Annotated in this window: 22 protein-coding genes; 8 read left to right on the top strand and 14 right to left on the bottom strand. The window is 60.3% G+C overall.

Annotation, left to right across the window (positions count from 1 at the left end):
• Positions 1-226: 226 nt before the first annotated feature.
• The 6 genes from motA to AF71_RS09855 all read left to right on the top strand — a co-directional run bounded on the left by motA (position 227) and on the right by AF71_RS09855 (position 5,412).
• A complete protein-coding gene (motA, locus tag AF71_RS09880) occupies positions 227-1,099 on the top strand; it encodes a flagellar motor stator protein MotA (RefSeq protein ID WP_018859694.1) in 873 nt (290 codons plus the stop codon).
• A gap of 6 nt (positions 1,100-1,105) precedes the next feature.
• On the top strand, positions 1,106-2,044 hold the full coding sequence (locus AF71_RS09875) for a FliM/FliN family flagellar motor switch protein (protein WP_113472020.1): 939 nt from the start codon (positions 1,106-1,108) through the stop codon (positions 2,042-2,044).
• A gap of 62 nt (positions 2,045-2,106) precedes the next feature.
• Positions 2,107-2,688, top strand: a complete 582-nt coding sequence (gene fliN, locus AF71_RS09870) for a flagellar motor switch protein FliN (protein WP_169681179.1) — start codon at positions 2,107-2,109, stop codon at positions 2,686-2,688.
• A gap of 29 nt (positions 2,689-2,717) precedes the next feature.
• Positions 2,718-3,758 (top strand): flagellar motor switch protein FliG, encoded by a 1,041-nt coding sequence (gene fliG / locus AF71_RS09865; RefSeq protein ID WP_018859697.1) that lies wholly within the window; start codon positions 2,718-2,720, stop codon positions 3,756-3,758.
• Between the two features lie 129 nt (positions 3,759-3,887).
• A complete protein-coding gene (gene flhB, locus AF71_RS09860; protein ID WP_018117037.1) occupies positions 3,888-4,967 on the top strand; it encodes a flagellar biosynthesis protein FlhB in 1,080 nt (359 codons plus the stop codon).
• A gap of 4 nt (positions 4,968-4,971) precedes the next feature.
• Positions 4,972-5,412 carry a hypothetical protein gene (locus AF71_RS09855; protein ID WP_018117036.1) on the top strand — a complete coding sequence of 147 codons (441 nt, stop codon included), beginning with the start codon at positions 4,972-4,974 and terminating at the stop codon, positions 5,410-5,412.
• 18 nt (positions 5,413-5,430) lie between these two features.
• On the opposite strand, the gene AF71_RS09850 is transcribed toward AF71_RS09855, so the two are convergent.
• The 13 genes from AF71_RS09850 to AF71_RS09790 form a co-directional block, all read right to left on the bottom strand.
• Positions 5,431-6,177 (bottom strand): helix-turn-helix transcriptional regulator, encoded by a 747-nt coding sequence (locus AF71_RS09850; protein WP_169681177.1) that lies wholly within the window; start codon positions 6,175-6,177, stop codon positions 5,431-5,433.
• Between the two features lie 12 nt (positions 6,178-6,189).
• Positions 6,190-6,936, bottom strand: coding sequence for a helix-turn-helix transcriptional regulator (locus AF71_RS09845; protein ID WP_018859700.1), 747 nt, complete (start codon positions 6,934-6,936; stop codon positions 6,190-6,192).
• A gap of 374 nt (positions 6,937-7,310) precedes the next feature.
• A complete protein-coding gene (gene fliF, locus AF71_RS09840; RefSeq protein WP_169681175.1) occupies positions 7,311-9,002 on the bottom strand; it encodes a flagellar basal-body MS-ring/collar protein FliF in 1,692 nt (563 codons plus the stop codon).
• A 103-nt stretch (positions 9,003-9,105) separates the two neighbouring features.
• Positions 9,106-9,495, bottom strand: coding sequence for a hypothetical protein (locus tag AF71_RS09835; protein WP_062369605.1), 390 nt, complete (start codon positions 9,493-9,495; stop codon positions 9,106-9,108).
• 17 nt (positions 9,496-9,512) lie between these two features.
• Positions 9,513-10,067, bottom strand: a complete 555-nt coding sequence (gene cheD, locus AF71_RS09830) for a chemoreceptor glutamine deamidase CheD (protein WP_018117031.1) — start codon at positions 10,065-10,067, stop codon at positions 9,513-9,515.
• Entirely contained in the window at positions 10,064-10,453 is a 390-nt protein-coding gene (locus AF71_RS09825) for a response regulator (RefSeq protein WP_007530058.1), read from the bottom strand. The genes cheD and AF71_RS09825 overlap by 4 nt, the downstream gene beginning before the upstream one ends.
• Positions 10,453-11,496, bottom strand: a complete 1,044-nt coding sequence (gene cheB / locus AF71_RS09820) for a protein-glutamate O-methylesterase CheB (RefSeq protein ID WP_025660316.1) — start codon at positions 11,494-11,496, stop codon at positions 10,453-10,455. Before cheB ends, AF71_RS09825 begins: the two co-directional genes overlap by 1 nt.
• On the bottom strand, positions 11,493-12,404 hold the full coding sequence (gene cheR / locus AF71_RS09815) for a protein-glutamate O-methyltransferase CheR (RefSeq protein WP_018859704.1): 912 nt from the start codon (positions 12,402-12,404) through the stop codon (positions 11,493-11,495). The genes cheB and cheR overlap by 4 nt, the downstream gene beginning before the upstream one ends.
• The gene (locus AF71_RS09810; protein ID WP_018117028.1) at positions 12,401-12,868 is read right to left on the bottom strand and encodes a chemotaxis protein CheW; all 468 of its coding nucleotides are present in this window, start codon (positions 12,866-12,868) and stop codon (positions 12,401-12,403) included. Before AF71_RS09810 ends, cheR begins: the two co-directional genes overlap by 4 nt.
• Positions 12,869-12,871: 3 nt before the next feature.
• Positions 12,872-15,145 (bottom strand): chemotaxis protein CheA, encoded by a 2,274-nt coding sequence (locus tag AF71_RS09805; RefSeq protein ID WP_025660317.1) that lies wholly within the window; start codon positions 15,143-15,145, stop codon positions 12,872-12,874.
• Between the two features lie 17 nt (positions 15,146-15,162).
• On the bottom strand, positions 15,163-15,528 hold the full coding sequence (gene cheY1, locus AF71_RS09800; RefSeq protein WP_007530053.1) for a chemotaxis response regulator CheY1: 366 nt from the start codon (positions 15,526-15,528) through the stop codon (positions 15,163-15,165).
• A complete protein-coding gene (locus AF71_RS09795; RefSeq protein WP_018859706.1) occupies positions 15,525-15,818 on the bottom strand; it encodes an STAS domain-containing protein in 294 nt (97 codons plus the stop codon). Before AF71_RS09795 ends, cheY1 begins: the two co-directional genes overlap by 4 nt.
• A gap of 63 nt (positions 15,819-15,881) precedes the next feature.
• The gene (locus AF71_RS09790; protein ID WP_169681173.1) at positions 15,882-17,495 is read right to left on the bottom strand and encodes a globin-coupled sensor protein; all 1,614 of its coding nucleotides are present in this window, start codon (positions 17,493-17,495) and stop codon (positions 15,882-15,884) included.
• Between the two features lie 646 nt (positions 17,496-18,141).
• On the opposite strand from AF71_RS09790, the gene AF71_RS09785 reads away from it, so the two are divergent.
• The gene (locus tag AF71_RS09785; protein WP_018859709.1) at positions 18,142-19,563 is read left to right on the top strand and encodes a glycosyltransferase family 39 protein; all 1,422 of its coding nucleotides are present in this window, start codon (positions 18,142-18,144) and stop codon (positions 19,561-19,563) included.
• A gap of 4 nt (positions 19,564-19,567) precedes the next feature.
• Here AF71_RS09785 and AF71_RS09780 read toward each other — a convergent pair whose 3' ends face one another.
• Positions 19,568-19,873 (bottom strand): helix-turn-helix domain-containing protein, encoded by a 306-nt coding sequence (locus AF71_RS09780; RefSeq protein ID WP_018859710.1) that lies wholly within the window; start codon positions 19,871-19,873, stop codon positions 19,568-19,570.
• Positions 19,874-19,907: 34 nt separating this feature from the next.
• Here AF71_RS09780 and ybaL point away from each other — a divergent pair, with 34 nt between their 5' ends.
• The gene (gene ybaL / locus AF71_RS09775; RefSeq protein ID WP_025660319.1) at positions 19,908-21,716 is read left to right on the top strand and encodes a YbaL family putative K(+) efflux transporter; all 1,809 of its coding nucleotides are present in this window, start codon (positions 19,908-19,910) and stop codon (positions 21,714-21,716) included.
• Positions 21,717-21,762: the final 46 nt, after the last annotated feature.

Genomic DNA, 21,762 nt, shown 5'->3' with positions numbered 1-21,762 from the left:
TGAACGGTACGAAATCCGGGTGTTTGCAGTCGGTTCGACCACGAATTTCGCTGAGGCGGCACCTCAGAAACGGGCACGGATGCCCATTCGTCACCGACAAGCTGACAGCAAATGCTTGCGCGAAGCTGGCATGCAAAAGCTTGATTTGCAGGGACTATCATCAGCCTCACGCAAGCCAGCAGCCCTATCCGTTGAGTTGAAAATAACGATCAGGTTTGGACTGACGATGAATATCATTATCGGATTTGTGATTACCTGCGGCTGTATCGTCGGCAGCTTCATGGCGATGGGTGGCCACGTGGACGCGCTCTGGCAGCCGTTCGAGCTAGTCATCATCGGCGGCGCCGGCCTGGGCAGCTTCGTCATGGGCAACCCGATGAAGGTGGTGAAGGATTCCGGCAAGGCGCTCGTCGAAGCCTTCAAGCACACGGTGCCGAAGGAACGGAATTATCTCGATACGCTTGGTGTCCTCTACTCCCTGATGCGCGATCTTCGCACGAAGTCTCGCAACGAGATCGAAGCCCATATCGACAATCCGGCCGAATCCTCGATCTTCCAGTCCGCGCCGACGATCCTCAAGAATAAGGAACTGACGGCGTTCATCTGCGACTACGTCCGGCTGATCATCATCGGCAATGCCCGCTCGCATGAGATCGAAGCACTGATGGACGAAGAGATCAACACGATCCTTCACGACAAGATGAAGCCCTATCACGCCATCCAGATCATGGGCGACGCCTTCCCCGCGATCGGTATCGTCGCCGCCGTTCTCGGTGTCATCAAGGCCATGGCGCACATCAACGATTCGCCTGAGGTCCTCGGCCACCTGATCGGCTCGGCGCTCGTCGGCACCTTCCTCGGCATCATCCTGTCCTATTGCGTGTGTTCGCCGATCATTTCCCAGATCAAGATCGTCCGCACCAAGCAGCATCGCCTCTACGTCATCGTCAAGCAGACCCTGCTTGCCTACATGAATGGCTCGGTGCCGCAGGTCGCGCTCGAATACGGCCGCAAGACAATTTCGGCCTACGAGCGTCCTTCGATCGACGCGGTCGAGCAGGAAATGATGAATCCCGGCGGCGAGAACAAGGCGGCGTAAACGGTCATGAACGCTCCCCTCAAGAAACCCCTCATGGGCGAAGCCCTTCTTGCCAAACTGACCGGCAGGCTGGGCGACAAGGCCACCGTCGAGAAGATCTGCAGCGGATTCGGCGAAGTCTACGTCGTCTTTCTGCCCGACATCATCAAGAGCGAGACGAACCTCGACGTCGAAGTGGCCTATCTCGGTTGCGACAGCGGGCACAAGAACGAGCTGGTCGCCAACCTCGGCGACAATACGACGCTCGTCGATGCGACGCTCCGCAACTGGTCACCAAACATTACGCTTGCCTGCGGCAACAGCTTCATCATCACCCTGATGGAACACTTGCTGGGTGCGGCGGCAGACGCCGTCGAGCAGCCGGCGGATCGCCTGCTCTCCGTGATCGAGCTCGAGCTTGCGGTCATGGCCTTCGACAAGTTCGCCAATGTCCTTCGTTCGGCAGTGAACGCGCCTGGCGGCTTCGAGCCAGTGCTTGAGTTTCCGCATGCGTTCGAAACACGGATCAAGCCGGCCGAAGACAAGCCCGACGAGTTCGCTGCCGCGATCAACATGTCGATCACGCTCTCCGGCATCACCTCGGATTTCTCGCTGATCGTTCCCCAGGCTGCCCTGCTGAAGACGACGGTGACGGCTCCGAAGGCCAAGGGCCAGTCGGCTAAATCGACCGAATGGAGTGATCAGCTCAGCGAGCAGGTGCGCCGCTCGCCGGTGACGCTCGACGCAAAGATCCGTCTGCAGGACCTGACGCTGCGGACCATTTCGAAACTTGCGGCTGGCGATGTCATCCCCTTCCACGACCGCGGCGACGTCCGCGTCGAAGTCAGCGCCAACAGCAAGGAATTGTACATCTGCGAGTTTGGACGTTCGGGCGAACATTATACCGTCCGGGTGAAGGATACGATTAATTCGGATGACGAGCTCATCCGCCACTTGATGAATTAGCCCATTTTCCAACCGGGCTGCCACGGCAGCTTGAGGCAAGTTTCAACTGGAATAGTGATTTCATGGCGACGAAGAAAACACCCAAGAACAGTGACCTTTCAATGGAGCTCCCGGGCAACGAGGCCGAGCTTGATCAGGCCATCGATGACCTGCGCGGCGTCCTGAAGACCGACGCGGACGGCGGCCTGCCGGATTTTGCTGGAGAGGCCGACGCCTTTAGCGGCAGCACCGACCTGTCAACCTTTGGCGGCGGTTTCGGAGATGCGGCAGAGCCCGCATTTGGTGGCGACGATTTCGGCGCAACATCCGATTTTGGTGGCTCTGCCAACTTCGGCGACAGCTCGTTTGGTGCGATCGCTTCCGAACCTGCCCCGCTCGGCAGCGCCATGCAGTCGAACCTCGACCTGATCATGGATATCCCGATCGACGTTCAGATCATGCTCGGCAGCAGCCGCATGCAGGTCGCCGGCCTGATGAACCTTAACGAGGGCGCAACCATCGCGCTCGACAAGAAGATCGGTGAGCCGGTCGAAATCATGGTGAACGGCCGCAAGATCGCTCGCGGCGAGATCACCGTTCTGGAAAACGACGACACGCGTTTCGGCGTCAAACTGATAGAAGTTCTGAGTACAAAGAAAACCTGATCCCGGTGCAGGGACGGAGAGGTTAGACCATGATGGACTTTGACGATTTCGGCGGCGCGCTAGCCGAGAAACCGTTGACCCAGGCTGAAAAGGCGGCGGCCGTTCTCCTCGCCATGGGGAAAGGGGTCGCCGGCAGGCTGTTGAAATATTTCACGCAGGCCGAGCTGCAGACGATCATCGGCTCGGCGCAAACGCTGCGTGCGATCCCGCCGGATGAATTGCTCGGACTTGTCGCCGAATTCGAGGACCTGTTCACCGAGGGTGCAGGCCTCATGGATAATGCCAAGGCGATCGAGAGCATCCTTGAAGAGGGTCTCACGCCCGACGAAGTCGACAGCCTGCTTGGCCGTCGCACCACCTTCCAGGCATACGAGACGTCGATCTGGGATCGCCTCGGCGAAGGCGACCCGGCCTTCATCGGCAAGTTCCTCCTGCGCGAACATCCGCAGACTGTCGCCTATATTCTCTCCATGATGCCCTCCTCATTCGGCGCCAAGGTTCTGATGCAGATTCCGGACGGCCGCCGCGCGGACATCATGAACCGTACCGTCAACCTCAAGGCCGTCAGCCCCAAGGCCGCGCAGATCATCGAAAAGCAGGTGCTAAGCCTGCTGGCAGAGATCGACGCCGAGAAGAATTCGATCGGCTCGACGAAGGTTGCGGAACTGATGAACGAGATGGACAAGCCGCAGGTCGATACCCTGCTCACCTCGCTCGAATCGATCAGCCGCGAATCGGTCAACAAGGTCCGTCCGAAGATCTTCCTCTTCGACGACCTCATGCTCATGCCGCAGCGCAGCCGCGTCATGCTCATGAACGATATCTCGTCCGACATCCTGACCATGGCGTTGCGCGGCTCGTCTGCCGACATGCGCGAGGCCGTCCTCGCATCGATCAGCCCGCGCCAGCGCCGCATGATCGAATCGGATCTGCAGAGCGGCACCGTTGGCATCAATCCGCGCGAAATCGCAATCGCCCGGCGCGCCATCGCCCAGGAAGCGATTCGCCTGGCAAACTCCGGGCAAATCCAGCTCAAGGAGACCGAAGGCGAAGGCTCGGCCGCGGCCTAAGCCGCTGTTGTTGTGTACGAAGCACCTCTTCCCGGCCGCTGCGGTTGATCGCCGCGGCGAAAGGGAGATACCTTCTAGGAAAGGCCGCGCCCTGGCGCGGCCGTTTCTTTTTGATGGAGGGCTTCGGCCTTGGCCGACGACGACAAGGACAGCAAAACAGAAGACCCGACAGCGAAGAAGAAAAGCGACGCTGCCGAGAAAGGCAACGTGCCGTTCTCGCGCGAGGTGCCACTGTTTGCCACCGTGCTTGCCACCTTCGTCTATATCATCTTCTTCCTGCCGAGTGGGCTCAGCAAGGTCGGCGAGGCGCTGAAGGACATTTTCGAGCAGCCCGACCAATGGAAACTCGAAACCGGGCCGGACGCGCTCTCCCTGTTCGTTCACCTCGCCTGGGTTTCGGCGGCCTTCCTCGCGCCCGCCTTCATCCTGTTCATGGCGTTTGGCGTTGCCGCGTCCATCTCGCAGAACCTGCCAACGCCGGTGCTCGAGCGCATACGGCCGCAGTTTTCGCGCATTTCGATCGCCAAGGGATGGTCGCGGCTGTTCAGCCTGCCTGGCCTCATCGAGTTCGGCAAATCGCTGACGAAGATTGTGATCGTCGGCGTCGTCATGTTCTTTGCGCTGAAGAGCGAATACTTCAGCGCGATCGATGCGATGTTCTCCGATCCGCAAACGATCTTCACGCGGATGATGACGTCGATGCAAAAGATCACCATCGTCGTCCTGATCGCCACAGCCGTCGTCGCCATCGCCGACTTCTTCTGGACGCGCTACCACTGGTTCACCGAACTGAAGATGACGCGGCACGAGGTCAAGGAAGAGAACAAGCAGTCGCAGGGTGACCCCTTCGTCAAGAGCCGCCAGCGCTCGCTCATGCGTGACCGTGCCCGCCGCCGCATGATTGCCAATGTCGATCGCGCGACGCTCGTAATCGCCAACCCGACTCACTTTGCCGTCGCCCTGCGCTATGTGCGTGAGGAAAACGACGCGCCTGTCGTCGTCGCCAAGGGGCAAGACCTAATTGCATTGAAAATCAGGGAGATCGCGGAAAAGAATGGGATCCCCGTTTTCGAAGACCCGCCGCTCGCGCGCTCCATGTTTGCGCAAGTCTCGGTCGATAGTGTCATACCGTCTGTATTCTATAAGGCAGTCGCGGAACTCATCCATCGGGTTTACGCGGCGCAAGCCAAGAACAAACGGGTAAGATAGCCGAATGAAAAAATGCCCCTACTCTGCCCAGCGTGAAAAAATCCTGGCTGAAGCCATCAGCCCCGTTGCCACGGAATTGCGGCTTCTGGACGCCTCGGATCTCATCTCTCTTCTGCGCTTCGAGTATTACGGCAATCTTTCCGATCTCGTATCGTCAGCGGCCGAGCTCTTCTTCCACCCCGGCACGGTCAATTTCGGCCATGGCGGCAGCTACACGCTAGAGTGGGGCGGCAAGCCCGAAGTGGTCATCGACCTTGAGATCAAGCCGCGCGGCGTCACGATCTATGCGCAGCTGATGCTTGCAGAGGCGCACGCCGGCATCGAGATCAACCACATCGCGTTCCAGAACCCTTCGGCGGATCCCGACGAAAACACTGTTTTCCTCGAGCAAAGCCTGCGCGACGCACGCTATAACGTCGAACCATTGCAGGCTTTGGCGGGCTAAAGCCCACACGGCTTCTCGTCAGCTGATATATCCAAGACGGATGGCCTTTGCGATCGCCTGGATTCGATTGACCGAATCCAGCTTGATCGTTGCCGAACCGAGATAGGCGTTGACGGTATGCACCGAGAGACCAAGCTTCTCTGCAATCTCTTCGCTGATGCGCCCGTCTCCAGCAAGCTGCAGGCAGGCAATTTCGCGTTCGCTGAGAGCTTCGGCAGCCGCCACGCGGCGCTCGTCGAGCGAAAGCAGGTCGATCATGATCTGGCACGATCTCACGTGCAGTTCGACGATCATATCGCTGGCCGGCTCGAGATCATCGCCCGTAAAGACAACGAAGCCGTTGCCAACGGCGCCGAGGCGCACCGGAAACGCCATGCCGGAAAAGGGAGCCAGGCCGCCCTTCAGGCGCGTCATGAAAGGTGCAATGCTTGCCGGCCCCGGAGCGGCGCGATCAAGCCCGCCAGCCCATACGACTGGAAGAAGCGACTTCTCGATATGATCAAGTAGCGCCTCGCCATGAGCGTCGAGGAATGCGCCACTGAAGCCGCTGTTCACCGATCCCCAGTTTTCCAGTTCGCAGACCAAACGCTGCTTTCCCGGGACGCCGGCACCGCTGATTCGATAGACAGCGAAATTCTGGGCGTCGGCGAGCTTCTGCATGCCGATGAGACGCGGAAACAGGTCGGACCGACTAGCGACCTTGCTGACCCGCACGCCGCGCATTGTTTCCGAATTTCCTATCGATCGACCGGACGACTGCCCCATAACGCCGTCCCCTTAGACGAGATTGTTCCTGACCGCGAATGCGATGGCCTCGGAACGAGTCTTCGTCGCCGTCTTTCGCATGACACTGGTGATGTAGTTGTTGATGGTGTTGCGAGAGATGCCGAGGATCATCGCAATCTCATCGCTCGTTTTGCCCTCGGCGATCCAGAAAAGGCATTCCAGTTCGCGATCGGTCAGCTCGAAGTCCCGGTCGGCCTTGGCGGCGCCGCACTGCAGGAAACTCGTGAAATAGGCGGACAAGAGCCCCACGTCGCGCAAGCGCTCCTGCGACAGAATGAAACCGTCATCGAACAGGAACATCAGCACCAGGCGCGAGCGTCCGATGTTGAACATCAACGAACAGTACTGGCGGCTGGCGCCGTCTGGCGCATCCGCGGAATCCGGCAGGAGCGCGAAATGCGGCTGGAACAGCTGCATACACTTTTCGATCTCCGTCGCACGGGCAAAGCCGCCAACGAAGGTATGCGCCAGATTGGTGACAAGATCGAACGGCCAGTCAGACGAGACCACGAAATCGAGCCCCGCTTCCTGAACCAGATCCGCCCGCGCCAGGAGGTAGTGCGAGGCGCCGACATAGTCGGTCAGGGCGCGCAGGCCGGGTTGCAACCGCCCCGTGCTCGAAATCTCGCAGAGCTGCGCGATCAGTTCGTCACGCGAAGACAGGTTTGTCGCTGCGATGCCAACGAAGTTTGCCTTCTGCGTGTCGCTCTTCAGAGCCTGCAATATCTGCATATCCATTGGCAAAAACCCCGCGGCCGCGAACCACTACGACAGAAACCCGATCCGCGGCCCTTGAGCAAATTGCGCCCCCTCCGCGAACCATCCAACACTACACTAGGTGGTAAACTTCGCCATCTCCGAGTTCTCGGGATTTACATCGCCCGCACTTTGTGCGTTGATTCGCACGGAAATTCCGCTTGTTAATGAATTCTAAAATTAAAGTGATTCGGGGAATCCTGACAATACGATTCGCGTAAAACGCGCAGCTATTTCAGCCCAGTGTCAAGCCTATCCTCAGAAATCTTCGCGTGCGCGCCCGAGCGATGGCAAAACTGTGCCGATCGCGGTGCAGTAGACGGGCAAAAGAAAAAGGCCGGTTGCCCGGCCTTTCATTACGCGGCGTTGTCGACCGCCCATTTTCTGAGGATTTTCGCGGCGCGCTCCTCGTTGATCTCGACCATGCGCGCCAGTTTGCGTTCCGGGCCTTCCTTGACGCGACGATTGAAGTTGCCGTCGTCGTCGCCGAGGCTGAGCAGGTCCTCAGTGCTGTCGAACCCGAAGTCCGAACCGAAGCCATCCATGAGCGCAGCACCGGTGCCCACGCCACCCGCCGGAGCGAAATCGGGAAGTTCGAGGCCGGCGCTTTCCGGCGACGTGTCGCCGATGACCGCGGCGCCGTTGCCGGTCACGCTGCGGATCATCGGGCGGACGCCCATCCAGACCACAAGGAAGGCAACTGCGACGAAAGCGAGCGAGTTGATGATGCCTGCGAGATTGCGGCTCAGCATATCCATGACACGGACGCCGCCGCCGGTTTCCTCGAGAAGCTGGTTCTCCAGGAAGTCCATGGCCGTAACGGTCACCATGTCGCCGCGATTGTTGTTGATGCCAGCGGCGGATGCCACGATCTTCTGCATCTCCGCGAGATAGGCATCGATCTTTGCCTGGTCCGCCGGCTCGCCGACCATCTGAGCAATGCGCCCCTTGTTAACGACGACTGCAACGGAGAGCTTTTCGATCTTGTAGCTGTTGCGCGTCGTGGCAGTGGTCTTGCTGTTGATCTCGTAGTTGGTCTGCTCTTCTTTCTTGTCGGACTTGTCTTGCGATTCGGGACCGTTGGGTCCGCCCGAGTCCGGTGCCGCCTGCGGGATGTTCTGCTCGACCGTCGTCGCGTTGTCGGACTGCTTCTGCAGCGACTGAGAGGCTTCCTTGGTCGTGCGGATCGAGCGCTCGACCTTCGATTCCGGATCGTAGACAGTTTCCTGGATCTGCTGGCTATCGGTATTCAATTCCGCGGTGACGCTGGAGCGGAAGTTATCCATGCCGAGGAAGGGCGCGAGTGCCTTGTCGATGTTGGTTTCAACTTCGCCCTGGACGTTCTGGACGATGTTCAGAGAACGGTTCAGCGAGCTGTTGCTGGCCTCGTCGCCCGAAGCGAGCAACTGGCCTGCGGAGTCGAGGATGGTAACATCGGCGACATCGAGGCCGGGAACGGCAGACGCAACAAGGTGGCGGATCGAAGTCGCCGCGGTGCGGCCGGCCGCGACACTTGCGCGAATCATGACGGAAGCGGTCGGCTTCTGTTCGGCTTTGCGGAAGTTGCCGACCTCGGGCATGACAATATGGACGCGTGCTGCCGTAATGCCGGAGATCGACTGGATCGTGCGGCCAATTTCACCTTCGAGCGCGCGAACCCGCGTGACTTCCTGCATGAACGACGTCAGGCCGAGAGAGCCCACGTTGTCAAAGAGTTCATAGCCGGCGTTGGCGCTGTTCGGGAGGCCGCGCTCGGCGAGCAGGAGACGCGCCTTGCCGGTCATACCGGCGGGAACTGTGATGCTGGAGCCATCCGTTCCGACCTGGAAACCGATATTTGCCTCGGCGAGCGCAATGCTGATCTGGTTCAGATCGGGCGTATCAAGCCCGACATAAAGCGTTTCCTGGGCCGGCTTATTGACCAAAAAGGCCGCCGCCAGGATGAGTACCACGGAAACGACACCCACGCCGGCCAACGCCAGCAAGCGATTCCGTCCTAGCGAACTGAAGTTCTTAAAAATTTGAACTAATTGATTTAACAGATTCATTCTGTTCTCGCACGACCATCCAGACAAAGCAGGCTTGTTGCCTCATGTGGACAATAGGTGCCGAAACTTGTGCGAACGTTTCGGAGGGTGCGAGCAGGCCGGATCAGAAGAAGTCGAAGTCTCCGGCTGCCTTCGCCAGCGGCTGAACACTGCTATAGCGCGCCGCCCCGCTCAGAGCGCGCTGCATTTCACTGAGCTTCACCAGGCTCAGGGCCGTTGCGACATCGACAGACCAGTCCTGCGGAATCTCGCCCGTGATGGTATCTATGAACTCGGCAAGACCGCGCGTCTTCTGCACGGCAAGATCAATTCCCTGCATCACCTTCATGCTTTCCGGCGAGTTCAGCAGTTCGCCGCCCCCGACGTCGAGGAGCTGTGGTTCGATGCGCTCGATCAGGTACGCGACGTCGTGCAACTCCGCGACGATACGCATCAGGACATCAGGCAGGGCTTCGGCGGGCGACGGCTGCTCTGTCATGGCATTCACAGTCATTAGTAAGGTCCTTGCCCTCAGAAGAATTCGATGCTGTTTTCGACGGGTTTCTGCGGAGCGACCGGACGCTGCTCAAGCGCAACGGTTCTCTGCGTTTCCGCACCGGTGAGCGGATACTGCCGAGCGCGTCCCGAGACCGGCCAGTACTCGAGCTTGCGCCCGTGCTCCCCGCCGGTGCTGGAGCCGACGACCGGTATGCCTTCATCCTTCAGGAACTGCACCGCAAAGGCGGCGTTCTGTTCGCCGACATTCGAGAATGTCGAGATCGTCTTCGCCCCGCCGAAGATCTTGGCCTCCAGGCGGTCGCGACGCGCCCCTTGCTTCAGTAGACCGTTGATCAGCAATTCCATCAGGTGGACGCCATATCGCGTGGCGTCTGCGCCCGTCATCGGCATATTTCCTGTCCCTGGCAGAAGGAAGTGATTCATTCCTCCAACGCCTGCCACGGGATCTCGCAGGCATGCAGCCACACACGAGCCAAGGATGGTCGTCAGTACCGCGCTCGGATCATTCAGGACCTTCCATTCGCCCTGGATGATATGAACGCGGCGGGCCGCAACATCGAGGTTCATTTCAATGCTCCAAATACGGCCTCGATAGCCGCCTTCATCTTCTCGATCGTGAAGGGCTTGGCGAGAACGTTGTTGGCACCAAGCTGGGCCGCTTTCGTCACGAGTGCGCGGTCACCCTGCGCCGTCAGGATGATGAAGGCGGCTTTCTTCGTCGCCGGGTTGGCGCGAACAGCCTGCAGGAAGCCGAGGCCATCCATCTTCGGCATGTTGAAATCGGAGATGACAAGATGATGCGGCTGCTGGGTCATGATCTTCAAGCCCTGCTCACCATCGCCGGCGGCCGTAATCTGCTTGAAGCCGAGCTGGGTCAGAGCGTCGCTGAGCAGCAGACGGCTCGTGACCTGATCGTCGACGATCAGAACTTTGATTTTCTCTGCGATAGACATTAGTCAGTTCCTTCCTTTCGGGCGGCTGTCATTTTCAAAATTTCTTCGCCGATGGCATTGAGGGGCAGTTGCTGCTCGACGGCGCCGAGCTCGTAGGCAACCCTCGGCATGCCGTAGACCACTGAGGTCTTTTCGTTCTGGCCGAGCGTACGCGCGCCGGCGTGGCGCATCTTCAAGAGGCCGGCGGCACCGTCGCGTCCCATGCCGGTCAAGATCACACCGACCGCGTTGCGGCCTGCCAGTTCGGCAACCGAGTCAAACAGCACGTCGACGGATGGCCGGTGACCGTTCACCGGATCGCGTTCGATGAGGCGGCAGCATGGCGCATGGACGTTGGCAACCTGCAGGTGGCGCTCGCCGCCTGGTGCAAGATAGATTTTCCCGATCTCCAGGCGCGCACCGTCGGTCGCTTCCTGCACGACGGGCGCGCAAAGCCGGTTGAGGCGTTCCGCGAAGCTCTTGGTGAAGGTCGGCGGCATGTGCTGCGTGATAACCGTCGGCGGGCAGTTTGCCGGGAACTTCTGCAGCACCGCAATCAACGCCTCGACGCCGCCGGTCGACGAACCGATCGCGACGATCTTGCGGCCGACGCGGAAGTCAGCGACAGCAGGTGGCGGAGCAACCGGAGCCGGCTGAGCGTACTGGCGTCGCTGCGAGCGGGCGGCAGCCTTCACCTTCTCGGCAAGATCTCCAAAGGGACGCGCATCGCCCGGGAGCGGCTTGCCGACGCAGTCGAACGCGCCGATCTCAAGCGCCGCCAGAGAGGCATCGGCGCCGCGATGGGTCAACGTCGAGACCATGATGACAGGCATCGGGCGGAGCCGCATGATCTTCTCGAGGAAGTCGAGACCGTTCATGTTCGGCATCTCGATATCGAGCGTTACGACATCAGGATTGAGCTTCTTGATCGCCTCGCGGGCCTCAAGCGCATCGCCTGCCTGACCGATGACGCTGACCTCGGGATCGGCGCTGAGAACAGCGGTAATCAGGCCGCGCATCGTGGCGGAGTCGTCGACGACGAGAACCTTGGCCGGTGCGCTCATGCCTTCCTCCCAACGCCCTTGGTCGTGTAGCGATAGGTGGTGATGCCGATATTGTCGAAGACATGCTTGGCGTCGCCGGAGACGCGTTCGGAATGGCCGATATAGAGATGGCCGCCCTCAGGCAGCAATTCGGCAAAGCGTGACCAGATCTTCATCTGCGTCGGCTCGTCGAAGTAGATCACCACATTCCGACAGAAGATGACGTCGAACTTGCCCTTGAACGGCCACTGCGCCATCAGGTTCAGCTCGTTGTAGGTGATCAGACGCTTGACGCGGTCGTCGACCTGGAACTTGCGCCGCCCCTGGACCTCGACCTCGCTGAACCACTGCTTGCGCATGGCGGGCGACACGGTTTCGAGCGCGCTCTCGTCATAGGCACCGGCACGGGCGATCGCCAGAATCTTCGGATCGATATCGGTCGCCAGGATCTTGAAATCGTAGTCGGCGACGTTGGGCATCATCGACAGGACGGTGAGCGCGATGGAATAGGGTTCCTGGCCATCCGACGAGGCAGCCGACCAGATACGAACCCGACCGCCCATCTTCGCGCGATGCAGCAGTTCTGGCAGCACATGGTCCCGAAGGTGCTCGAAGTGGTGGTTCTCGCGGAAGAAGCGCGTGAAGTTCGTCGTCAGATGCGACAGCATCTCGCGGCGCGGCGCCGCACCCGCCGGTGAAGAAACGAGCGCGCAATACTCCCGAAATCCGGAAAGGCCCAGATTGCGGATATGCTTCGACAGCCGCGAGTAGACCAGCGAGGCCTTGGTCTCGTTCAGGAAGATGCCTGCATCCGAGTAGATCATCGCAGCGATTTCCGTGAGGTCGCGGCGCGTCAGCGGGTACTCTCCGCTTGCCAACACCTCGTCAGGGTTTCCCTGCCGCATGTCTTTTGCACTCAGAACATTCATGCGGCTTCGCTTTCCGTTTCGGGGAAAATGGCTTCGAGCTCGAGCAGGCAGATCATGCGTTTGTCGATCGCCAGGATGCCGCGCGCGAACTGACGTTGCAGCTCAGATGCGATTTCCGGTGTCGGCTGCACATTGTCTTCAGTGACGGTCAGAATGTCGGACACGGCATCGACCAACAGACCGACGACCTTGCGGTGCACCTGCGCTACGATGATGACGTGTCGCGCCGTCGGCACAGTCGCCGGCATGCCGAGGCGAGCCGACAGATCGATAATCGGCAGCACCGCACCGCGCAAATTGATGACGCCCTTCATATAGCCGGGCGAGTGCGGCATCGCCGTTGCCGGCGTCCATCCGCGGATCTCGCGCACCGACATGACATTCACGCAAAATTCCTGATCCCCGATGCGGAACGCGATCAACTCGCGGTCCCCATCCTTCAGACTTTTTACGGCATACGACATAGCTTACCCCACAGCTGCCAGCGACACTTCCTGCCTCAACGCTTGACCGCGGGAAGCTCCCACGACCGCGTCGACATCCAGGATGAGAGCCACGCGACCGTCGCCGAGGATGGTCGCCGCAGCGATACCCGGAACGTGCGTGTAGTTCGCCTCAAGGCTCTTGATGACGACCTGGCGCTGCCCCTGGATCGCATCGACCATGAGCGCGCGCTGACCGCCGCCTTCCGATTCGACGAGAAGAGCGACTCCTTCGACAGGATTAGCCTGCGTGGCACGGAAGTTCAGGATGCGACCGACATCGACCAGCGGGCAGAAGCTGTTACGGATCGAGATCAGGCGATGGTTTGCACCAAAGGAATGAATCGCGGCGGCTTCCGGTTGCAGCGTCTCAACGATCGCCGTCAACGGGACAACCAGCGTCTGGCCGGCAACCGTGACGACCATGCCGTCGAGAACGGCAAGGGTCAGCGGCAGGCTCATCGTGAAGACGGAGCCCTGCCCTGGCTTCGAGGTGATGTTGATGCGGCCGCCGAGCGCCTGAATCGAGCGCTTGACGACGTCCATGCCGACGCCGCGACCGGAAATGTCGGAAATCTTGTCGGCGGTGGAGAAGCCCGGCAAGAAGATCAGGTTGTCGATTTCTTCGTCGGTCAGGTTGGCGTCAGCCGGGATCAGCTCGTTGGCGATGGCCTTCTGCTTGACCTTCTCGCGGTTGATGCCGGCGCCGTCATCGGCGAGCTCGATCAGGATGCGGCCAGAGCGGTGCTTCGCCGTCAGGCGAACCGTGCCTTCGACGTTCTTGCCGGCGGCGGCGCGCTTTTCGGGCGTTTCGATACCGTGGTCAACGGCGTTGCGGATCATGTGCGTCAGCGGCTCGGCCAGCTTGTCGATGACCGTCTTGTCGACTTCGGTGTTTTCACCTTCGGTGATCAGGCGAATCGTCTTGCCCGTCATGTCGGCGATTTCGCGAACGATGCGCGACATGCGCTGGAAGACCGGCTTTACCGGCTGGGCGCGGATCGCCATGACCGAATCCTGGATCTCGCGGGTGAGCTGCTGCAGCTCCTCGAGGCCCATGTTGATGGATGACGTTCCGGTCGTGTCGTTTTCGATGACGCTCTGCGAAAGCATCGCCTGGTTGATGACGAGCTCGCCGACGAGGTTGATCAGGCGATCGACGCGGTCGAGATCGACGCGGATGGTCTGACCAGCGCCGGCAGCGGCGTTGTTCTGGGCGGCGACAGCTGCACTTGCGGCAGCGGCGGCAGCCGATTCCTTCTTCTCGACACGAGCAGCGGCGGCGGCCATCTGCGTGACGTTGGAAGCAGTCTCGGCGGCAGTAACCGCAGCGGCCACGTCGGCCTTCGGCTGCTCGGCCGGTGCCTCGGTCGCGCCATCATCGAGGATCGACAGGTCGAAGGGCACTGGGATCATCGGCAGTTCTTCGGCGTCGGGGGCAGTCACCTTTTCCTCGCCTGCGGTGATCTGCAGGTCGCAATCCCACTCGGCAAATTCGAAGACCGTGCGGATCGCATCTTCGCCCTTGTCTGTCTTGAGCGTGATGTTCCAATAGAAGTAGGCAGCTTCCGCATCGAGCTCGTCGAGACCCGGCAGCGCATCCATGTTGCAGTAGACGCTCATCTCGCCGAGGCGGGAGAGATCGCGCAGCAGCAAGGTCGCGTCGTTGCCTTTGGAATAGAGGTCCGAACGCGGCTTGAAGGTGATTTCGTAAGTCGGCAGATCGGAGCCGACCTCTTCCTCGCCGCTGAAATCGTCGAAGGAGAAGGGGATCGGCTGGAAGCCGCTGTCATCGGTCGGCTTGGGGGCCGGAGTGGCGGCGACAGGCGCTGGCTTAGCCACCGGAGCTTCCACGCCAGCGGACGGGGTAGGCAGCTCGCCGTTGGCGAGCGCTTCCAGTTCCTTCACCAGACCGCGGCTGCGGCTTTCATCGACGCTGCCGCCGTCGCGGGCGGCATTGGTCAGGTCGGCCAGCACGTCAGCCGACTTCAACATGACCTTCAGGACATCCTGTGTCGGCTCAAGCTTGTTGGAACGAACGCAATCAAGTGTGGTCTCGAAGACATGCGCGAAAGCGACGAGATCATCCAGACCGAAGGCGCCAGCGCCACCCTTGATCGAATGGACGGCACGGAACACCGCATTGACGGTTTCCGGATCGCGATCGCCATCATTCATTTTCAGAAGACCGGATTCCAGTTCGGCGAGCTGCTCCTCGCACTCCTGGAAGAAGATCTCTTTGATTTCGTTCATATCCATAGGAGAAAATCCTGGGTTTAAGCGGTTACACGCTCAATGGCATCGATCAGCTTGGCAGGGTCGAAAGGCTTGACGATCCAGCCGGTGGCGCCGGCCTGGCGCGCGCGGTTCTTCTTTTCCGCATCGCTTTCGGTCGTCAGGACCAGGATCGGGATCGCACGATACTTGTCGTTGCGGCGAACGCCCTCGATAAAGCCGAAACCGTCAAGGCGCGGCATGTTGATGTCGGTGACGATGACATCAGGATTGGATTCTTCCAGAACCTCGAGGCCCTCGACGCCGTCTTCAGCCTGGATCGTCTCGAAGCCCGCATTGTTGAGGGTCACGAGAAGCATGTTCCTTATGGTCCGTGAATCATCCACGGTAAGCACTTTTTTCTTCATTGCCGGATCTCCTTGGCGAGCAGATGGATATCGACACCAATCAGCTGCATGGTTTTCTGAAATGCGTCCGAAACCTTGCTGAACGTGAAGGCGAGCTTGTCCTGGTCCCAGGTCTTGGCGGCTGCCATCAGGACCTGCGCGCTCAGGGCTCCGACGCGTTCGACCGCGGACGCGTCGATGGCCAGATCATTGCCGCGCAACGAGACGAGCTTGTCGCGAAGCATGGTTGCTTCGTTCAGATCAAGCACCGCTGACAGGTTCAGCGTTTTCCCAGTTTTCCTTGCCGCCATCAGCTCTTCCTTGTCTCCTGGTTACTGCTCAACGTATGTGAGCGGCGCTCATATACCGGTCCGTTAGTAAACAATCCGCCCTCCGGCCGAGGCGACCGGCTGCACAAATCCGAAGTCCTCGTCGTCAGCCACGACATCGGCGGTCCGCCTGATGCCGATCGCCGGGGAGAACACCGGCGGGGGGCGCGCGGGCTCGGCGTTCTGCCGGGCAATACGAAACTCGCGGATCGTTTGGCCGAGTTCGACGATGACACTGTGCAGGTAGTCGGCGCCTTCGGCTGAACGCGATGCGGAAGCCGCGTTATCGGTCATCTGGGCGCCGAGGCCCTTCACGTCAGCTGTCACGACATCGAGGTTCGCAGCGTGTTCGCTGGCCTGATTAGCGACCATCGCGATCGCCGTGTTGATCTCACTGACCTGGCGAACGATGCTGCCAATCGAATCCTGCGTACGTCCAACCATCTGGACGCCGGCATCCACCTGCGACTTGGTGGTGCTCACTAGCGTCTTTATCTCGCGCGCCGCGTCCGCCGAGCGTTGCGCTAGCGCACGTACTTCCTGCGCGACCACGGCAAAACCACGTCCGGAATCGCCGGCGCGCGCGGCTTCGATGCCAGCATTCAGCGCCAGCAGATTGGTTTGGAAAGCAATCTCGTCGATTGCGCCGATGATTTGTCCGATCCGCTCGGCAGACTGTTCGATATCCGCCATCGCAGCAATCGCGCGCCCGACAACCTGGCCGCTTTCTTCGGCCGCGGCGCGGGTCGTGGCCGCCGCCTGCTCGGCAGCCCGGCTACCCGCGGCGCCGTGGCGAACGCTTTCCGACAGATCGGCAAGCGCAGCTGCAGAGGAGAGCAACTGCTGGGCATGAACGGACGCGTTTCCGGCGAATTGCTTCGACGCATCGCCAAGCGTCTGGACGGAGGTTCCGGCAACCGCCGTCTTTTCGGCGATCGCCTGAAATTCGGCCTGGACGGCATCGAGCGCACCGTTGAGCGCCTGCGCGATATCCCGATGGGCGCCGTCTTCCTCGATGGTCGCACGAACCGTGAGGTCGCGCGTGGCAAGGCCATTGATAACATCGGCGAATACGCGTGCGACGTCCGCCTTGTCACTGGCGCGCTGATCGGCAAGCGCACGCTGCTGGGTGGCCCGCAAGGCATTGAAACGCAAGGATACGGCAATCTCGACATCCACCATCACGAGGCGAATGATCGCCGACATGAGGTCGGAGATTTCCTTGGCCCGACGACGGCTGCTCGGCAGGAAGGAGCGACCGGCCAACTCGGTTGCGAGGCCGCCGATGATATGCTCGAGAACAACGCCATGACCCGCGACATGCCAGCGCGGGTCGAGACCCATCTTGCTTTCGGAATCAGACAGAACCTTCACACGCTCAGCATAAAGGCTGTCAAAGCGCGCATCGGTCAGAACATCCCAGTGGGAGGCCTGCAGGTCGTGGAGGCGCTCGACCTGACGTTCGCTCTCGAAATTCCGCGCCGCGTCTGGAAACGATTGAAAACGCTGAAAAAGGTCACGCAGACCGGCGGTCAGATGCTGCTGAAGGTCGAGACGGTGGCGCCGGACCAAATCACAGTGTTCGGCGTCGAGACCGGCAAAGCGCAGCCTCTCATGCAAGCTGCCTGCCTGCGCTCCTCGAGCCTGATCTGATGGCATTTCCTGCCCCAACACCTGTCCCCAACCACATGCCGGGCGCTTGCCCGTCATTAAACTATTGCTCCGCGCAGCGTGCACGCTGCTGATTGGTGGCTTGCCTCGGCTGCAGCCGGCGGCGTGAAGCCTCCCGATCAGTCGATTCTGCTTCGGAGCTGCTTGATGAGATGGATTCCGGATCGACCGGTACGGCGGTGCGGCGTCATGCCTGGTGGGAACGAGTAAGTTTTCCCATTCCGACGTGTCATGCAATGTTTATGGTTAATTCCTTGCCTGAAGGTTAATGCGTATTTTATGAATGTCGACTTTCCAGCAGGCCCCAATAACCATCTATGAATTACTGGGCTTGCGTTGCGGCGCTGCTACAGTCCTAGGCAAGCTTTGTGGTATATGCCCAGAAATAACCGTGACATGACGTCAGAAGGATTGGGCAATGATTGTTTTCGGATTGGGGTCGTGCGTTCTTTCGATCGCTGTTCTCGCAGCCGTTGCGCTGCTTGACCGTATCGAAGCGACCCGCAGTCAGGTTGCCCTGCGCGTCCTTTAAAATTCCACAACCAGATTGTAACGAGTGGTCAAACGCACCGGCATGCCGGTGCGTTAATCTTTGGCTTTACTGCGGTATTTGAGTTCAGCGGGAATTGCATTCATGTCTGCCAGACTTGGTCTCCTCATCGTTCTTGGCGTGACGCTCTGGCGAGTCATCACCCTCCATTTCGACACGACCGATCTGTTCGTCGACGAGGCGCAATACTGGTTCTGGTCGCAGAATCTCGATTTCGGCTACTACTCGAAGCCGCCGATGATCGCCTGGGTCATTCGAGCCATGACGGAGCTTGCAGGATCGACGTCGATCTACTGGATCAGGGTGAGCGGACCGCTGATCTACATGGCGACCGCGATCATGCTGATGAAGACGGCCAACCGCTTTGTCGGACCGAGGATTGAAGGGTGGACCGGCGCGACCTTCATCACCCTGCCCGGCGTTGCCCTGTCATCTGTGTTCTTCTCGACCGATGTCGTGCTTCTCTTTTTCCTGACGATGGCACTATGGGCCTATTTCGGCCTGACCGAGAAGCGTTCCGTCGGCCTCTCCATCCTCATGGGATTTGCCGTCGGCTGCGCCTTCCTCTCGAAGTACGCGATCCTCTTTGTCGTTCCCGGCGGGTTGATCGCGCTCATTCTGCTTCCGAGCGCACGCATCGCCTGGCGCGATTTTTTCACAGCCGTCATCGTTGCGCTTGTCGTTGCTGCGCCAAATCTCTGGTGGAATCTTGCCCATGACGGAACAACGGTCCGTCACACCACCAACATCGCGCATTGGAGCAAGCTCGGCGTCAATGTGGCCGGCGGCCTGGAATTCTTCGCGGCGCAATTCGGCGTCGTCGGGCCGATCGTATTCTCCGCGATGCTCTGGGCCGTTGTCCGCGCACTCAAGGGCAAGAGCGAGCCTAGGGAAAAGCTGCTGATCTGGCTGTCTATCCCTGTCGTTGTGCTGATCACCTTCCAGGCGCTGGTGGCCAAGGCTTATGCCAACTGGGGCGTGACGGCCTATATCGCGGGAACGATCCTTGCCGTGTGGTTGCTTGACCGCCTCTGGCCCAAGGGCCTGCGCCTGTCGCTTGCCATAAATGGCACGGCGAGTTTTCTGTTTCCTCTTGCCGCGATCTTTGCGCACCAGCTGGTGCTGCCGAACGGCAGCGAGATCATGAAGCGCTATCTCGGCCGTAGCGCGATCAGCCGCGAGGCTGGCGAGCTGGCGCGGCAGTCCGGCACCTCGATCATTGTCAGCGACAGCCGCGATCTCCTGGCGGACATGTTCCACACGCTGAGGAACGATCCTGTCCGTATCTACGCGCAGCCGCCCGTCGACGCGCCTGACAACTATTACGAGCAGACCTTTGCGCTGCCGAGCGACGTTGCAGACGACGTGCTTTTTGTGACGACACACCCGGTCGAGTGCGCCCAAACGCCTGAGCTGGTCCGCAGCTGGCAGCCGACGGAAGGCTACTACCGCGGCAAGACTATCTTTTCCTACAGGATTTCGCCGGCCTGCCTGACCGGCAAATAGGACCTCACTTCGGGGTAGACGGGAGGCCAAGGCATGTTCCCGTCCCCTCCACCTCCACAAACACGACGCCCCCTCGCTCGAAGGCGAGACGCAACTGCGCCTCGGTTGCACGATGGATATCGTGATGCTTTCCTTCGTAGTCACGGATGGTGCTGCGCGACACGGCGGCCTGTTCCGCGAGGTCGAGCTGCGTCCAGCCAAGCAATCCGCGAGCGGCCCGGCACAATGCCGGGGTCAGAATTGTTTCCTTTGCGCCTTGACCCATAATGTCAAACCACCCATATTGGTTGATATAGGCCATATATGTCATGTTTTAAACGGGATTTCCAGTTCGGGAGAGAATGATGCCGCACGATACGCCTTTGATTTCGACAATCGTCGGAGGCCTCGTGCTTGCGTTCATTCTCGGCACGCTCGCCCACAGGCTCCGAATGCCGCCTCTGGTCGGCTATCTCGTCGCAGGCGTTCTCGCCGGCCCGCATACGCCGGGCTTTGTTGCCGACCAAAGCCTTGCGCCTGAACTGGCCGAGATCGGCGTCATCCTGCTGATGTTCGGCGTCGGACTGCACTTCTCCCTGAAAGACCTCCTCTCCGTTCGCGGCATTGCGGTACCCGGCGCCATCGTGCAGATTGGATTTGCCACGCTACTCGGCTGGGGACTGGGGGCGCTCATGGGATGGCCGACGGGAGGGAGCCTTGTCTTCGGACTCGCTCTTTCCGTCGCTTCGACAGTCGTCCTCTTGAAGGCACTGCAGGAGCGACGGCTGATCGATAGCGATCGCGGCAGGATCGCGGTCGGTTGGTTGATCGTCGAGGACCTCGCAATGGTCCTGGCGCTCGTTCTGATCCCGGCAGCCGCCAGCATCGGCGGTGGAGAGCATGCGACGGCAGAGCCGCTTTCAGCCGCGATCAGCCGGCTCCTCGGCCTCGACCTTGGCATGGGCGGCATCATCGTCATGACCCTGGTCAAGGTCGTGATATTCGTCGGGGTGATGCTGGTTTTCGGGGGCCGCCTCATTCCCTGGACGATGCACCGCATCGCGCACACTGGATCCCGCGAACTGTTCCGCCTCGGCGTGCTTGCGATCGCGCTCGGCGTTGCCTTCGGTGCCTCGAAGCTGTTTGGCGTGTCGCTGGCGCTCGGCGCCTTCTTTGCCGGCATGGTTCTGGCCGAGAGCGAACTCAGCCAGCGCGCCGCCCAGGAAAGCTTGCCGCTCCGCGATGCCTTCACGGTCCTCTTCTTCGTCTCGGTCGGCATGCTGTTCGATCCGAACATCCTGATCGATAAACCGCTGCCAGTGTTGGCCACCGTTCTCATTATCGTGGTCGGCAAGTCGATCGCCGCCTTCCTGATCGTACGACTGTTCCGCAAACCTGTCGGCACGGCGCTGACGATTTCGGCGAGCCTTGGGCAGATCGGCGAATTCTCCTTCATCCTGGCCGCACTCGGCGTCTCGCTCGGTCTGCTGCCCGAGGAGGGGCGCGACCTCATCCTTGCCGGCGCGCTGATCTCGATCATCCTCAACCCTCTGCTGTTCTACGCCTGCGATCGGTTGCGCCGCGTGCTGGAGCGGACAAAGCGCGAAGAGCCGATAGCGACGAATGTGCCAGAGCCTGCTAAAGAGCCCGAGCCAGAGGAAGAGGAGAACAGGCAGCCGACGGCGCTTCGCGGGCATGCAATCATTGTCGGTTACGGCCGTGTCGGCAGCATCGTCGGTCAAAACCTCAAATCATCGGGCACGCCCTTCCTTGTCATCGAGGACTCGAGCAACCGCATCGGCGAACTGCGGGATCAGGGGATCGAAGCGATCAGCGGCAATGCCGCCTCGCGCGAGCTGCTCGACCTCGCAAACATCGCCGGCGCCCGCAGTCTCGTCATCGCCATCCCCAACGCATTCGAGGCGTGCAGGGTTGCCGACCAAGGGCGCACCATCAACCCTTCGCTCCTGATCGTCGCCCGCGCGCATTCCGACGCCGAAGTGGATGAATTGCTGGAGTACGGTGCAGACACTGTTATCATGGGCGAACGCGAAATCGCCATGGGCATGGTTGACCGGCTCGCCCAAGTGCATCATGACAGTGTGCGCTATGAAGATGAGGCCGACACTGCTACAATTGCAGTCGAGGACACGCCTTCTCCCGATAAAGAATGAGAGACTTTTGCGCCGTTGAGCCGGTACGAGGTTGAAAATCCAGATG

The organism is Rhizobium sp. 57MFTsu3.2, assembly GCF_012932765.1.
GTDB classification, from domain to species: Bacteria; Pseudomonadota; Alphaproteobacteria; order Rhizobiales; family Rhizobiaceae; genus Rhizobium; species Rhizobium altiplani.
Note: the sequence above shows the minus strand (reverse complement) of the source record. Positions and strands in the feature narration are given on the sequence as shown.

Bases quoted from the DNA above. Each gene is read 5' to 3' on its own strand.
- AF71_RS09855 (WP_018117036.1), top strand. From the start codon at position 4,972: ATGAAAAAATGCCCCTACTCTGCCCAGCGTGAAAAAATCCTGGCTGAA.
- AF71_RS09810 (WP_018117028.1), bottom strand. From the start codon at position 12,868: ATGTCGTATGCCGTAAAAAGTCTGAAGGATGGGGACCGCGAGTTGATC.
- fliG (WP_018859697.1), top strand. From the start codon at position 2,718: ATGATGGACTTTGACGATTTCGGCGGCGCGCTAGCCGAGAAACCGTTG.
- motA (WP_018859694.1), top strand. From the start codon at position 227: ATGAATATCATTATCGGATTTGTGATTACCTGCGGCTGTATCGTCGGC.
- AF71_RS09790 (WP_169681173.1), bottom strand. From the start codon at position 17,495: ATGCCATCAGATCAGGCTCGAGGAGCGCAGGCAGGCAGCTTGCATGAG.
- AF71_RS09845 (WP_018859700.1), bottom strand. From the start codon at position 6,936: ATGGATATGCAGATATTGCAGGCTCTGAAGAGCGACACGCAGAAGGCA.
- cheR (WP_018859704.1), bottom strand. From the start codon at position 12,404: ATGAATGTTCTGAGTGCAAAAGACATGCGGCAGGGAAACCCTGACGAG.
- ybaL (WP_025660319.1), top strand. From the start codon at position 19,908: ATGCCGCACGATACGCCTTTGATTTCGACAATCGTCGGAGGCCTCGTG.
- fliF (WP_169681175.1), bottom strand. From the start codon at position 9,002: ATGAATCTGTTAAATCAATTAGTTCAAATTTTTAAGAACTTCAGTTCG.
- AF71_RS09835 (WP_062369605.1), bottom strand. From the start codon at position 9,495: ATGACTGTGAATGCCATGACAGAGCAGCCGTCGCCCGCCGAAGCCCTG.
- AF71_RS09780 (WP_018859710.1), bottom strand. From the start codon at position 19,873: ATGACATATATGGCCTATATCAACCAATATGGGTGGTTTGACATTATG.
- cheY1 (WP_007530053.1), bottom strand. From the start codon at position 15,528: ATGAAGAAAAAAGTGCTTACCGTGGATGATTCACGGACCATAAGGAAC.
- AF71_RS09805 (WP_025660317.1), bottom strand. From the start codon at position 15,145: ATGGATATGAACGAAATCAAAGAGATCTTCTTCCAGGAGTGCGAGGAG.
- fliN (WP_169681179.1), top strand. From the start codon at position 2,107: ATGGCGACGAAGAAAACACCCAAGAACAGTGACCTTTCAATGGAGCTC.
- AF71_RS09825 (WP_007530058.1), bottom strand. From the start codon at position 10,453: ATGTCTATCGCAGAGAAAATCAAAGTTCTGATCGTCGACGATCAGGTC.
- AF71_RS09795 (WP_018859706.1), bottom strand. From the start codon at position 15,818: ATGGCGGCAAGGAAAACTGGGAAAACGCTGAACCTGTCAGCGGTGCTT.
- AF71_RS09850 (WP_169681177.1), bottom strand. From the start codon at position 6,177: ATGGGGCAGTCGTCCGGTCGATCGATAGGAAATTCGGAAACAATGCGC.
- cheB (WP_025660316.1), bottom strand. From the start codon at position 11,496: ATGAGCGCACCGGCCAAGGTTCTCGTCGTCGACGACTCCGCCACGATG.
- AF71_RS09785 (WP_018859709.1), top strand. From the start codon at position 18,142: ATGTCTGCCAGACTTGGTCTCCTCATCGTTCTTGGCGTGACGCTCTGG.
- AF71_RS09875 (WP_113472020.1), top strand. From the start codon at position 1,106: ATGAACGCTCCCCTCAAGAAACCCCTCATGGGCGAAGCCCTTCTTGCC.
- cheD (WP_018117031.1), bottom strand. From the start codon at position 10,067: ATGAACCTCGATGTTGCGGCCCGCCGCGTTCATATCATCCAGGGCGAA.